The sequence below is a fragment of the Parasphingorhabdus pacifica genome, assembly GCF_054779195.1.
The window spans coordinates 51,332-64,805 of record NZ_BAAGYS010000007.1 but is presented as its reverse complement, the minus strand read 5'-3'; the positions used below and the strand labels follow the sequence as shown (position 1 = coordinate 64,805).

Sequence of the window (13,474 nt, the reverse complement as noted above, 5' to 3'; positions counted from 1 at the left end):
CCGGCAACGCTCAGTCCAGCGCTCGGCGGAGGAAGAGCCACGTGCCGAGCGCGCCGAAACCGAGGCTGGTTCCCACCAGCGCGAGCACGCACACCCACGTCGCCATGTGCGGGATGTCCGGCAGCAGGGCTCCGCGCAGCCCTTCGCTGACGTAGGTGAGCGGATTGGTGGCGCACAGCACCTGGAACCAGCGCAGGTGATCGAGCTGCGCCCACGGGAACTGCGTCGCCCCGGTGAACATCACCGGGGCGAGGATCACGGAGAACACGATGTTGATCCGCCGAGGTGGCACGGCGGCACCGACCGTCAGCCCCACCGCCGCCCCGGTGAACGACCCGAGCAGCAGGCAGAGCACGGCCAGCGGCATCCCCTCGAAGGCCCAGTCGATCTCCCCGAGCATCCACATGCCGATCGGGATCATCAGCAGCGCCGCGATCACCCCGCGGAGAGCGCCGAAGAACATCTTCTCCACCGCCACCCAGCTGATCGGCAGCGGCGCGAGGAGCCGATCCTCGATCTCGCGCGTGTAGGAAAAGTCGATGACCAGCGGAAACGACGTGTTCTGCAGTGCGACGAGGAACGCGTTGAGCGCGATCATGCCGGGCAGCAGGATCTGCGCGTAGCCGGGTTGGGTGTAGCCGAGCTCGGTGAGGATCTTGCCGAAGATGAACAGCAGCGCCACCGGCTGCACCAGGACCTGGGCGAGGAAGGTGGGCAGTTCCCGCCCGGTGACGAAGACGTCCCGCCGCAGCACGGCGCCGAACGCGCGCACGGAACTCAACGCAGATCCCTCCCGGTGAGGTCGATGAACACGTCTTCCAGGCTCGCCGTCCCCAACGACACGTCGCTGACCCCCACACCGTGTTCGTGCAGGGTTCGGACGACCGGGCCGAGCACGACCGAAGGCTCCTCACCCACGTAGAGCCGCAGCTTGGCCCGCCCGCCATCGGGGTCGAGCCGCTCGACTCGCTCCACCGAGTCCAGTTCGGACAGGATCGCGGCGCCGACCTCGTCGTCCGCGCGTTGCGCCGTCCCCGACTCGTCGTCCGGGCCGACCGTCACGTCGACGGTGCCGTTGCCGGGCAGCGACTTGATCAGCGCCTGCGGGGTGTCCAGCGTCAGCAGGGCGCCGTGGTCGACGATTCCGACCCGGTCGGACAGCTTCTCGGCTTCGTCCATGTCGTGGGTGGTCAGCACGACGGTGATGCCTTCGGAACGGAGGTCTCGGATGCGGTCGTGGACGAACAGCCTGGCTTGCGGGTCGAGTCCGGTGGACGGTTCGTCGAGGAAGAGCACCTCCGGGCGGTGCATCAGGGCCCGCGCGATCATGAGCCGCTGGGCCTGCCCGCCGGAGAGGTCGTCGACCTGGGCCTTCGCCTTGTCCGCCAGGCCGAGCGTGTCGAGCAGCTCGTCGGCGTCTCGCTTCCGCCGCTTGCCGGGCACTCCGTGGTAGGTGGCGTGGAAGAGCAGGTTCTGGCGGGCGTTGAGCGCGCGATCGAGATTGACCCGCTGCGGCACGACGGCCACCTTGCGCCGGGCGGCCACCGGATCGGCGCGTACGTCGACCCCGCCGACGGTGGCCGTGCCGCTGGTGGGCAGGACGCGGGTGGTGAGAACGCCGACCGTGGTCGTCTTCCCGGCGCCGTTCGGGCCGAGAAGGCCGAACACTTCCCCGGCGTGCACGTCGAAGCTGATCCTGTCGACGGCGTTGGCGCGACTCTTCGGGTAACGCTTCACCAGGTCGGTCACCACGACGCTCGAAGCTGGGGAATCGGTCACACCGCCACCCTAGGGATACGGACACCTGTGGGGAGTGAATTTGCGAGCACCCGCGCCCGAGGACGCGCGATAGCCTGATCGGGTGGTTGGAGTGCGTGAGGGGCGGACGGAATGGCTGAACGTCGAGGAGATGGCCGCGTGGCGTTCCTACATCGTGGGCAGTGCCCTGCTGGAGCATCGGCTCAGCCGTGAGCTCCAGAACGCGCACGGGGTGTCCATCGCCGACTACGAGATCCTCGTCCAGCTGTCCGAACAGCCCGGTTGGCAGCTGCGCATGAGCGAGCTCGCGCAGAGCGTCGCCCACTCGAAGAGCCGTGTTTCCCATCAGGTGCGGCGGTTGGAGGGCGAGGAGCTGGTTCGGCGCGTCGAATGCCCGGACGACAGGCGCGGTGTGCTCGCGATGCTCACCAGCAAGGGGGCCGAACTGCTGGAGAACGCCGCTCCCACCCACGTGGCCGGGGTGCGGGAGCACTTGATCGACCTGCTCGAACCCGATGAACAACGCATGCTCGGCATGGTTTTCGAGCGCATCACCGACCGCTTGCGCAGCCTCGAAGGCTGAAAACCCCCGCTGCTCGGACTGCCGCGTGGTTGGATACGCTGCGGCTTGGAAGCGTGGCAGAGCGGCCGAATGCACTCGCCTTGAAAGCGAGCGTGCCGAAAGGCACCGCGGGTTCGAATCCCGCCGCTTCCGCTTCGATGAGCAGGCATGACGCCGGTTCACGGCGTTGCCATGAATCGGCGTCATGCTGGAGCGGTTGCAATTCTGGTTGCAATCGACCTCGTCAGGTGACCGGAGCTGATGCTCCGGCTGTCCCGTTATCGTCGTCTCGATCACTCGGTGGCGCTGGTTCGGCGACTGCCACGGCAGCCCGCCGACACCACCAGGGTAGGTGGAGCAAGAGACGGAGAAGCGTGCGGCCGGACAGCTCTGGGGCGCGAGCGACCACGTCTTCACCACTTCGACCGGTGCACCGTTGAACCCGCGCACGGATCACGCGGAATGGAGTGGTGAGGAACTGTCTTCATGTCGTTCGTGGGCGGCCAGCGTTATGCAGCCCGATCGCAGGGATTTCTGTGACGCTAGGACGAATTCTTCCTAGCGCGACTGTCGTATTGGTCACCCGTATTGGGTTCTTTGTCTGGAACTGGGTGCTCTAGAGTTTCGTTGGTATGGGCATGGACGACGAATCTGATAGTAGTGGCGACCTCCGGTTTGTGAACCCGACCGGGGGTGTTGTGTGATCGAGTGGGTTCTGTTGTTCGTCGCCGTGTTGTTGGTGGCGGCGAACGCGTTGTTCGTGGCGGCCGAGTTCAGCCTGGTGACGGTGGATCGGGCCACAGTGGAGCGCGAGGCCGAGGCTGGGGGACGGCGGGCCCGCGGCGTGCTGGCGGCGTTGACGTCGTTGTCCACGCAGCTGTCCGGAGCGCAACTGGGGATCACGGTCACCAGCCTGGTCGTGGGATTTATCGCGGAGCCGTCGCTGGCCACGATTTTGCGTGGCCCGTTGGAGGGGTTCGGGCTCGGGGCGGCTGCGGCGCCGGTGTCGTTCACGATGGCGTTCGTGGCGGCGACGGTGTTTCAGATGGTGGCCGGTGAGTTGGTGCCGAAGAGCCTGGCGATCGCCCGTCCGCTGGGCGTGGCCAAGTCCGTATCGGGTGCGCAACGTGGATTCACCACGGCGTCGAAGCCGTTGATCCGGTTTCTCAATGGCGCCGCGAACGGGCTGCTTCGCCGGGTCGGGGTGCAGCCGCAGGAGGAGCTCGCCTCGGCGCGGTCACCGTACGAGCTGGCTTCGCTGGTGGAACGCTCCGGCGAGCGGGGCACGCTGGACCAGCAGACGGCCCGGCTGCTGACTCGATCGATCGCGTTCGGTGAGAAGACCGCCGCGGAGGTGATGACCCCACGCCGGCGCGTCCGGGCGGTGCACCCGGACACGCCGGGTGCCGAAGTGGTCGCGCTGGCTCGCCGGACCGGTCATTCCCGCTTTCCGGTCTTCGGTGAGGGCGTGGATGATCCGGTTGGGATCGTGCATCTCAAGCAGGCGGTCAGCGTGCCGATCGATAAACGCGGCCAGCGGACGGTGGCCGAGGTGATGTCGCCCTCGGTGCTGGTGCCCGAATCGGTGGAGCTTGACGATCTGCTGGCGCTGCTGCGCCGGGAGGGCTTGCAATTGGCGATCGTGGCCGATGAATACGGCGGCACCGCCGGTGTGGTCACGCTTGAGGATCTCGTTGAGGAGATCGTCGGAGAGATCACGGACGAACACGACCGCGCCACTTCCAAAGCACACCGTCGCGATGACGGGGTGTGGTGGTTGTCAGGACTGCTGCGCCCGGATGAGGTCGCCGAACTGACGGGGATCGAACTCCCGGCAGATCACGACTATGACACCGTGGGCGGGTTGGTCAACCACGAGCTGAAACGCATTCCGGTCGAAGGCGACCGCGTCGAGCTGTCTGTGGGGGATCGGACTCTGGTGTTGACGGTGCAGCGCATGGACGGATTCCGGGTCGACCGTGTTGAGCTCGATGTCGTCGAGTCGTCGTCTTCGGACGCGGACACTGGGGGGCAGGAGTGATGGGCGGGATCCTGATCGCGATCCTTCTGCTGATCGGCAACGCGTTTTTCGTGGGTGCGGAGTTCGCATTGATTTCCGCGCGGCGCACCCAGATCGAACCCAAGGCTGAGGCGGGGTCGAAGATCGCGCAGACCACGTTGCGGGCGATGGAGCGGGTGTCGCTGATGATGGCCGGCGCGCAGCTGGGCATCACCCTGTGCTCTCTGGGGTTGGGTGCGGTCGGCGAACCGGCGGTGGCACATCTGCTGGAGGTGCCGTTTGCCGCGCTCGGAGTGCCGGAGGCGCTGTTGCATCCGATCGCATTCGCAGTCGCGTTGGTGATCGTGGTGTTCCTGCACATGGTGCTCGGGGAGATGGTGCCCAAGAACCTCGCGCTGGCCGGTCCTGATCGCGCCGCTTTGATCCTGGGCCCGGTTCTGTGGGGGATCGTGTGGGTGCTCAAGCCCGCGATCACCGCGTTGAACTGGGTTACCAACAGCATCCTGCGTCTGTTCAAGGTCCAGCCCAAGGACGAAGTCGCCTCGACCTACACGCATGAAGAGGTTTCCGCACTGGTAGCGGAGTCCCGTCAGGAGGGGCTCCTGGACGCCCACGAGCATGAGCTGCTGGTGGGTGCGCTGTCGTTTCCCGAACGCACGGTGAGCTCGGTGCTCATCCCTGCAGACGTGTTGGTCACCGTGCCGGAAGGCATAACTCCGGCGCAGGTGGAGGTTCGTGCGGCACAAACCGGGTTCTCACGTTTCCCTGTCACCGATGGAGACGGGAAACCGCTCGGCTATCTGCACTTGAAGGATGTGCTCGAGGACGATCAGGACAACCGCACCCGGCCCATCGCGGCCAAGTGGCTGCGAACGCTGGCCACGCTGCGCCCCACCGATCCCCTGCATCTCGCCCTGGGGCAGATGCGACAGCGGGGCGCTCACCTGGCTCAGGTCGTCGATGCCGATGGCGCCCGGTTGGGTGTCGTGGCATTGGAGGACGTCCTGGAGGAACTCGTCGGCGAAATCCGCGACGCCGCCCAACGCACCACGGCTCGTCGTCGCTGACGTCACGGAAGCTGGGCGCGGTGGAATCCACCGCGCCCAGCCCCTCACTACCTCGCTCGCGCTTTCTGGCAACTGGCCGGCATCCGTCGGAACCGGAATGGGACGGGCCAGAGCACAGCCATTTCAAGACAGCCATTGCAAGAAGGTGGTCCTCGAACAGACTGGCCCCCACGCCGATCGCACCAGCCTGCGGTGTGCTGACGAGCTACCCCGCCATCGCTGTCGACCGAGTTCACCTGGAGCTGCTGGCTAACGTCGGGTTCCGGATCTGCGTGCCACGTCTAACCGTGACTGTGTGTCGGTAGTTGGCGGCTCGGCGGGAGTGCGTTTGCGCAGGTGTCGCCACAGTATGATCACGGCCGCCACAACGATAACGGCAGCGAGAACGACCCAGCTTGCGCGGCCGAGGATGTCTTCGATGTAGCGGGCCGAGGCACCGGCGCTGGCGCCGATGCCCACGTGCAGCGCAGACCAGCACAGCGCCCCGAGTGCCGAGGCGGGCAGGAACCGTTTGAATTCGAGGTCCGAGGCCCCGGCGGCGGCCGGGGTCAGTGTGCGCACGACCGGGAGGAATCGGCCCGCGAATACTGCGCCGGCGCCGTGTCTGTGCAACAGGTCGGCGGCGCGGTCCCAGTGTTGACGACCGATCTTGGCGACGAGGCGTGTTTCACGGAGCCGGTGTCCGAAGCGGTGGCCGAGCCAGTATCCGATGGTGTCGCCGATGGTGGCGCAGGCAGCGACAACACCGACCATGATCACGAACATCGTGGCGTTCGTGACGCTGGCAGCGGCGATGATCAGGCCGCTCTCGCCCGGGACGACGAAACCGAGGCCGATGGTGCATTCCGCAAGCGTCAGCCCGCCCGCGGCCGCGATGACCACCGGAAACGGCAGTTGCGCCAACGCCGACAGTGGCTCGCCGATGCTCACCTCACAGCCTCCTCTTTAGCACGCCCGCGCCCGGTCGCCATCCGTGACCTTCTCGACGGTACATCCAGGTCCGGTGCCGAACCGGGCAGTAGCGGAACGGGTGAAACGGCTGAATCGGATGATGCGTAACCTTGCCGCCGGCGGGCCGCCCGCCACCGAGACACCGCGTGCAAATGAGGAGTCAGTCGTGGGTCGAGGCGACCGGATGGGACCACATCAGCGACCGCAGAGGCACAACACGCCCAGGTCATATCGGCGAGCCGACGACTTCGAGCGCACTGCTCCGATCCCTGCCGCGCCTCCCGCGCCACTGCCGCAGCCCACTCGGCCACGAGCGTGGCGGGCCACCGCCCGGAGTGCCGTCGCCGTGGCCTCGGCGATCGTGCTCTCGCTGACCGGGTACGGATGGATGACCCTCGGCGACCTTCAGAGTGGCTTGTCCACCAGTAATATCACCGCCGGTGCGAGTGCTGATGGTTCCCTCGATGTCCTGCTCGTCGGTATGGACAGCCGCACGGATGCCCAAGGCAATCCACTCCCCGAGGACGTTCTGGAACGGCTCGGCGCTGGTGACAACGAAGCGAACCTGACCGACACCTTGATCTTGCTGCACATTCCGAAGGACCGGTCGCGTGCGGTGGCGTACTCGCTGCCTCGGGACACCTACACGGCGATCCCGGGTGGTTATGGTGAGCATAAGATCAATTCGGCGTTCGGGCGAGGCAAGTCTGAAGCCACCGACGAGCTGCAGGATCAAGGCGTGACGGATCCGGCCGAGCTCGAACGCCGGTCGTCCGAGTCAGGACGCAAATTGCTGCTGCAGACGGTCGAAGAGCTCACCGGTGTGGGCATCGATCACTACGCGGAGGTGAACCTTCTCGGATTTCACCAGCTCACCAAGGCGGTCGGCGGCGTCGAGGTCTGCCTGAAAGAACCTGTCAATGACCCCTACTCGGGAGCGGACTTTCCCGCCGGCCGGCAGTCGATCTCAGGGTCGGATGCGCTCGCGTTCGTGCGGCAGCGGCATGGTCTGCCCCGAGGCGACCTTGACCGCGTGGTTCGCCAACAAGCATTCCTCGCCGGACTCGCCCGATCGATGCTGTCCACCGGCACGCTCGCTTCCCCGAGCAAGCTCAACGGGCTCTTCGACTCGCTGCAAAAAGCCGTGGTTCTCGACCAGGACTGGGACGTACTGACGTTCGCCCAGCAAATGCAGGGTTTGGCTGGCGGCAATATCGCCTTCGACACCATTCCGGTGGAAAACCCGGCCTACGACACTCCCGATGGTGAAGCCGTACAAGTTGACCCGGATACGGTGCAAGAAACCATTCAGCGGGTTAACAAGGGATTGCCGCCCCAGCCACCCGAGCCCGCAGGACTTCAAGCGGTCAGCGTCGACGTCCGCAACACCACCGACACCAGTGGTCTCGCCTCCAGTGTCCTCGACGAACTCGCCTCCGAGGACGTTCCCACCGGGGCTGCGGACAACGCGGATCCACGCCGCACCTCACGCGTGGCATATGCCCCCGGCCATGGCGAGATCGCCCGCTACGTCGCTGAGCAACTCGACGGACTGCCCGTGCGCAGTGACCAGGACCTACGGGACGGCCACATCGACGTACTACTCGCCGACGATTACAACGGCCCCGGCAAGCAAAGTTTCGCCCCATCGGGACAGGTTCGGCTCGATGGTGTGCAGCGCCAGCAAGCACCCACCCCACCCGCACCCAGCGAAGACGCCATCACCGCCGACGGCATCCCGTGCATCAACTAGCCAAACGGCCAAGGGTTCCTCGGGGTTCGCACCACAATGCGGCTGTCGAACTCGGCCGCTGACGCCACTTGCAGTGGGCGGTATCCAAGCAGGCTCTGTTCCGGACGACCGGGTGATGTTGTGGTGAGCATCGTCTTTGGGGTGTTTGCCAGGAACCTGTTGATCTAGTGTTCCGTTGCTATGGACATGGGCGATGATCATCGAAGTGGTTTCCGCGCCGCTCACCGCGGGAGGGGCGCGATAGGGCTGGCCGGTGAGTCTCATCCCTCGGCGCCATTCGCGCCGCAACAACCGCGATCGGTCGACCACTCCCGAGCGTCTTACCTACTTCGCGGACCCCCTGTAGCTCTCGGACTTGCTCCGGGTGGGCCGGACTCCGCTGACATTCCGATACGACCGAGGAGCCGCACGACACCCGACCCACTCGGCACTACCCAGAGCAATCAATGGACGACAATAAGAGAAGGAAGAGAAAATTCAATGGTCTTGAAGAAGTTGCTCGGGGCGCTCGGCATCGGAGGCCCCTCGGTGGACACGGTGCTCCATAATCCGCACGTGAGTCCGGGCGAGACCCTGAACGGTGAAGTCCGAATCACCGGGGGCTCGCAGCAGGTGACCATCGAGCACGTCGTGCTCGGTCTGGTGACCGGCGTCGAGACCGAGCACGATGATGACGAGGGTCAAACCGGAGCGGAGTTCCACCGCGCCATGGTCCGCGAGCGGTTCCGGCTTGGCGAAGGGGAGAACACAACGATCCCGTTCGAGCTGCCGATGCCGTGGGAAACGCCGATAATCAGCGTCGACGGCCAACACCTGCCCGGCATGACCCTCGGCGTGCGCACCGAACTGGCCATCGCCAAGGTCGCGGACAAGGGTGACCTCGACCCCGTCGCGGTTGAGCCGCTGCCTTCCCAAAAACGGGTTCTGGAGGCGTTCTCTCAGCTCGGCTTCCACTTCAAGAACGCCGACCTGGAACACGGACACCTTCACGGCGTCCACCAAGAACTCCCGTTCTTCCAGGAACTGGAGTTCTCCCCGCCGCCGCAGTACGACGGGCGCGTCAACGACGTCGAGCTGACCTTCGTCTCCAACCCAGAGGGGTTGGACGTGATTCTGGAAGCCGACAAGCGCGGCGGGCTCTTCACCCCGGACCAGGAGGCATTCGGCCGCTTCCACGTCAGCCACGAGGAAGCCCGGAGCACCGACTGGGCCGGGCGCATCCACGGTTGGCTGGAACAGGTCATCGAGCAGCGCGGCTCGATGGGCGACCCCGTAGGCGGCGGATACGGGCACCACCACGACTACGGCCATGGTCACCACGACGAGCACGAGCAACGCGGGCCTGGCATGGGCGGCATGGTTGCCGGCGCCGCGCTCGGCGCAGGCGCCGGGGTCCTCGGCGGCATGGTCGCTGGCGAGATGATCGAGGAAGTCTTCGAAGGCGACGAAGAAGAGGGCTGATCGCAGCAGCAGGCAGCTGGGCGCTGGGATCGTTCCCGGCGCCCCTGCGCCACAATATGCCGGTGTCAGTCACGACAAGTTCAAGGGCGTAGAAGCAGTCCAGGGCGAAGCGGTGAGTGGAACTGCTTTTGACGCCGTGATCGTCGGCATCGCTCTGCAACACCTGCAGCGCTGACCCGCTAGTGGCCGCTCGCTGTCATCGTGAGCAACAAAAGCGAGAAGGCAACCTGCAGGCTGCCCACACCCATCCCGGCGATCGCGGTCCCGTCGACCCGATACGGACCTCTCGTCTGTACCGAAACAACACCATAGGCCACGGCGACCAATGCGATGACCACTCCACTGCCGGGCATTATCCAGCTGAGAAGGCCCGCGCACAGCGAGATCGGCCCCATCCATGCCAGCTTACCGGGCCGGTCCTTCGCTGTTAGCCCTCGCGCTGTGCTCATTGACAGGCCCCCGTGTCCGCAGCGAGCATCGCGCATCCCACTTCGACACGTGCCTGCAAACATGGCACGAGCTCCGCAGCCGGCGTGGGATTGCCAGAGAACGGTGTAACCGCGGTGCGGGTGGTTACTGGTCGTTGGTGGGGATAATACTGTCTTCGAAGGTGATCGCGAACGCGTTCAATGCTGGTCGTGATGGTCTCAGTCCTGGTCTCTTTCAGCACCGTTCAGCGGTGTTCACCGGCGTGCGGTAGGGCTCGCTGACCAGCTTTCAGGAGCTGCGCGAACCGTGCCGTATGGCCAGCCGCAGATCTTGAAAGCGAGCCTGCCGAAAGGCACCGCGGGTTCGAATCCCGCCGCTTCCGCTGTATAGGTTCTGACCAGCACGAACGGTGCTGGGAAGTGATCTTGACAGTGCACAGTTGAGCGAGCACAGCGCTCTCAGTGCATTCGCCTGGTGACATTTCGACACCAGGATGGAGATCATGAAAGCGCCGTCGTACACCTACGCGCCCGGTGAGTGGGGAACCCTTGCACGGGAGTGGCGTCGCTCCCTGGAAGCCGACAACAAGTCGCCCAACACCGTGCGCATCTACCTGCATTGCGTCAGGCAGCTCGGGGACTGGGCGAGTAGTCAGTCGGAGCCAGCTGAGCCGACCACGATCGACGCCCAGAACATCCGTGAGTACATGCGGAATCTTCTGGACCGGAGGACCGCAGGAAACGCGCACAATCACTACCGGAGCTTGCGCACGTTTTTCAAATGGCTGGTGGACGAGGAAGAGCTGGATCGTTCACCGATGGAGCGCACCCGAGCGCCTCAAGTCCCCGAAAAGCAGGTCCCGATCGTCACAATCGAGCAGATGCGGGCGTTGCTCGAGGTGTGCAAAGGCAAGGACTTCGCTGACCGGCGGGATGCGGCGATCCTCCGCGTCTTGTGGGATACCGGCGGTCGGCGCGCCGAAGTGAGCTACCTCGACGTGGATGACGTCGATCTCGACACTGAGGCGATCCTCGTGCGAGGTAAGGGGCGGCGATCCAGGGCGATCCCCATCGGAGCCAAGACCGGCCAGGCGTGAGCCGCTACCTTCGGGTGCGGAATCGCCAGTCTCAAGCCTCGCTGTCCGCCCTCTGGCTCGGCTCCACGGGGCAGGGACCGCTCACGCACAACGGGATCAAAGCGATGCTCATTCGTCGCGGCCGCGAGGCTGGTACTGGCCATATCCACCCGCACATGTTCCGGCACGCCCTCGCGCACCACTGGCAGGCAGAGGGAGGCAATGAGAACGACCTGATGCGGATCATGGGGTGGAAGTCCCGCGAGATGCTCAGCCGCTACGGCGCGAGCGCAGCCGATGCCCGCGCGCATGCAGCGGCACGCGCCCTGAAGCTCGGAGATCGCGTGTAGCACTCGAGGTGACACGGGTGCGCTGTACTGGCGGGCGTGGCTATGACTCCAGTTCAGCGCACCCTTCGCGCGAAGATCGCCGCACATGGCTTCGTGGGCGAACACCGAGAATCGCGCCGCACGCACCGCGGCGGCGCGGCGAGCGGCTCATGACAGATTCGAGCGCCAGGTCGACCCGGGCGGTCTCCTGCCGCCCGAGGAGCGAGCCAAGCGGGCGGAGCCAGCACGCAAGGCGCATTTCTCAGCGCTGGCGCTCAGGAGCGCACGCGCACGTCAGCGTGGCTCGTGTTTTTGATCTACCGGCAGTTTCAGTCGCGGGTGGCGCGTTTCGGCCACACCACGGTGACCGGCAGGTCGCGCTGGCGGGCAGCCTCGACAACATCAGCGGTGCCGCCGTGGCCACCGGATGGCTGGCCATCCCATACGGCGATCATGCTGTCGACGGTCTCGAGGACATGCTCGCTCGCGGCCATGTAGGCCTCTCGGTTCGACTCGGCGAACGACATCGTATGGACGCTGGTTGCCCTGCCGATGAGCTCGTCGAACTCGGCGAGATTGTCCGGCTTGACCTTGCGTTCGCGGTAGTCCCGTGCAGGGAGGACCACCTCAAGGCTGCCCCCGCAGTCGAGTACGGCGTGGGCGAACACCTGGTCAGCACCACGAGCCAGGCAGCTCACGCCGACAATTCGGTCGTCGGTGTAGCTGGCGAACTCGGCGGTCAAAGTATCACGCACCAGCGGGATGCTCGCCGTGCTGAGGTTGGAATGCCCTGTAACTCCGATACGTGACAACGCGACGATCCTTCCGTGCGGCGAGTGCCTCAGACCTCGATCAGATCACGTACCGCTTCTCGCGTCTGCTTCACGCCCCGCGCTGTAGCGAACGGCTCTGTTTCGCGATGAAAGTCGCGAAGCTTCGCACCCACCCGTCCTGACGCCCAGTGGTGGGCCAGCGGCAGCACCTCCTCGATAAGTTCACATGCACGGTCGGGCTCGGCTGTGATCAGGTGTGCGCGCGCGAGACCGATCAGGTCAAAGGCACGGTTGCGCGTGTGGGAGGGGGGTCGAAGCTGAAGCGCGCGGCCGATGTAGTCCTGGGCCTTACGGGCTTGGTCGGCTTCATGTCGAGCAAGATCACGGTAGCGCGCTCCGATCACTCCATACAGCTCTGCCAAGTCGAAGCCGGTCACCCACCTGTCCGCCTCGGTTGGTTGACCGTCGGCGAAATGACCCTCGGCGAGACCGACCGCACGGTGAAAAGGCTGAATTTGTCCGCACTGGGCATAGGACCATGCTTCTCGGGTGGCAAGCATCGATCGTAAGGTCGACCCGGCGGACTTACGGGTTCCGTACTGGGCCAGCTGTACCAACTCCAGTCCGTCATCCGGCTTGTCGAGGTCAAAGCATTGCCGCGCGAGGGCTGCGAGGGTGACCCCAGCGAAGCCATCGTCCCCGGCTACCTTTGCGAACTGGATCGCCAGCGTGTAGTACCGCTGAGCTGAGCGGTGCAGGCCAAGGTCCCACGACATAGCTCCGGCGATCTCGGCGAACTCTGCGCCGACCAGAAATCCGCGCTGGGCCCGCGGCCCATCGGAAATATCCTCCAACCGGTCGCTGACGTCGTTGAGTTGGCCAATCACAGCCTTCCGAGTGAGATGGCCAGCTGGAGTCCTTGTCCACGTGCGGAACTGCGTCGCGATCTCTTCCCAGCCGGAAAGTTCATCTTCGCTCAATGTTGACGAACCGCTCCCTGCAGAACCGGTTGGCAAGAGCCAGCGTTGCAAGGGATCAGTGAGGGCTACGCCAACGGCGATTGCCGAAGCACCGGTGAGTGCTTCACGTCGAGAGAGGGTCACGTCCTGCCTCGTCATTTCCTCGGTGGCAGCAAGAACATCAGCAGGATGCCACCCCCCAGAGACGTGTTCGGTACTTGCGACAGGGCGTGGAGGTTTCCGTTGCTTACGCGGCGTAAATCCTAGGTCCGCATCACGCTCGACTCCGAGTACGGCTCGGAGTCCGGAGCGGTATGGGGCACGCGGCCATTGGACC

The 13,474-nt window shown here is 65.2% G+C and carries 12 protein-coding genes and 1 tRNA gene; 8 read left to right on the top strand and 5 right to left on the bottom strand.

What is annotated here, in order from left to right; translation table 11 throughout:
- Positions 1 to 10 precede the first annotated feature (10 nt).
- Together ACYVAN_RS09720 and ACYVAN_RS09715 are read right to left on the bottom strand one after the other, a co-directional pair.
- Complete coding sequence (locus ACYVAN_RS09720; protein WP_460958711.1) at positions 11 to 772, bottom strand: ABC transporter permease; 762 nt, start codon at positions 770 to 772, stop codon at positions 11 to 13.
- Between the two features lie 5 nt (positions 773 to 777).
- Positions 778 to 1,779, bottom strand: coding sequence for an ABC transporter ATP-binding protein (locus tag ACYVAN_RS09715; RefSeq protein ID WP_460957933.1), 1,002 nt, complete (start codon positions 1,777 to 1,779; stop codon positions 778 to 780).
- A gap of 82 nt (positions 1,780 to 1,861) precedes the next feature.
- Here ACYVAN_RS09715 and ACYVAN_RS09710 point away from each other — a divergent pair, with 82 nt between their 5' ends.
- The 4 genes from ACYVAN_RS09710 (at position 1,862) to ACYVAN_RS09695 (ending at position 5,407) form a co-directional block, all read left to right on the top strand.
- A complete protein-coding gene (locus ACYVAN_RS09710; protein ID WP_460957931.1) occupies positions 1,862 to 2,341 on the top strand; it encodes a MarR family winged helix-turn-helix transcriptional regulator in 480 nt (159 codons plus the stop codon).
- 47 nt (positions 2,342 to 2,388) lie between these two features.
- Positions 2,389 to 2,473, top strand: a tRNA-Ser gene (locus ACYVAN_RS09705).
- Positions 2,474 to 3,020: 547 nt separating this feature from the next.
- The gene (locus ACYVAN_RS09700; protein ID WP_460957929.1) at positions 3,021 to 4,361 is read left to right on the top strand and encodes a hemolysin family protein; all 1,341 of its coding nucleotides are present in this window, start codon (positions 3,021 to 3,023) and stop codon (positions 4,359 to 4,361) included.
- Positions 4,361 to 5,407, top strand: coding sequence for a hemolysin family protein (locus ACYVAN_RS09695; RefSeq protein ID WP_460957928.1), 1,047 nt, complete (start codon positions 4,361 to 4,363; stop codon positions 5,405 to 5,407). The genes ACYVAN_RS09700 and ACYVAN_RS09695 overlap by 1 nt, the downstream gene beginning before the upstream one ends.
- Positions 5,408 to 5,656: 249 nt before the next feature.
- Here the strand turns inward: ACYVAN_RS09695 and ACYVAN_RS09690 are convergent, their stop codons facing one another.
- Entirely contained in the window at positions 5,657 to 6,310 is a 654-nt protein-coding gene (locus tag ACYVAN_RS09690) for a DedA family protein (protein ID WP_460957926.1), read from the bottom strand.
- Between the two features lie 394 nt (positions 6,311 to 6,704).
- On the opposite strand from ACYVAN_RS09690, the gene ACYVAN_RS09685 reads away from it, so the two are divergent.
- From ACYVAN_RS09685 to ACYVAN_RS09670, 4 genes are all read left to right on the top strand, one after another.
- The gene (locus ACYVAN_RS09685; protein ID WP_460957924.1) at positions 6,705 to 8,111 is read left to right on the top strand and encodes an LCP family protein; all 1,407 of its coding nucleotides are present in this window, start codon (positions 6,705 to 6,707) and stop codon (positions 8,109 to 8,111) included.
- A 480-nt stretch (positions 8,112 to 8,591) separates the two neighbouring features.
- Positions 8,592 to 9,572: a sporulation protein gene (locus tag ACYVAN_RS09680; RefSeq protein WP_460957921.1), complete on the top strand. Its 981-nt coding sequence runs from the start codon at positions 8,592 to 8,594 to the stop codon at positions 9,570 to 9,572.
- A 931-nt stretch (positions 9,573 to 10,503) separates the two neighbouring features.
- Positions 10,504 to 11,097, top strand: coding sequence for a tyrosine-type recombinase/integrase (locus ACYVAN_RS09675; protein WP_460957919.1), 594 nt, complete (start codon positions 10,504 to 10,506; stop codon positions 11,095 to 11,097).
- Entirely contained in the window at positions 11,094 to 11,426 is a 333-nt protein-coding gene (locus ACYVAN_RS09670; protein WP_460957917.1) for a tyrosine-type recombinase/integrase, read from the top strand. The genes ACYVAN_RS09675 and ACYVAN_RS09670 overlap by 4 nt, the downstream gene beginning before the upstream one ends.
- Before the next feature lie 308 nt (positions 11,427 to 11,734).
- Here the strand turns inward: ACYVAN_RS09670 and ACYVAN_RS09665 are convergent, their stop codons facing one another.
- Together ACYVAN_RS09665 and ACYVAN_RS09660 are read right to left on the bottom strand one after the other, a co-directional pair.
- Complete coding sequence (locus tag ACYVAN_RS09665) at positions 11,735 to 12,148, bottom strand: hypothetical protein (RefSeq protein WP_460957915.1); 414 nt, start codon at positions 12,146 to 12,148, stop codon at positions 11,735 to 11,737.
- Positions 12,149 to 12,246: 98 nt separating this feature from the next.
- A complete protein-coding gene (locus tag ACYVAN_RS09660) occupies positions 12,247 to 13,296 on the bottom strand; it encodes a type III secretion system chaperone family protein (protein WP_460957913.1) in 1,050 nt (349 codons plus the stop codon).
- Positions 13,297 to 13,474: the final 178 nt, after the last annotated feature.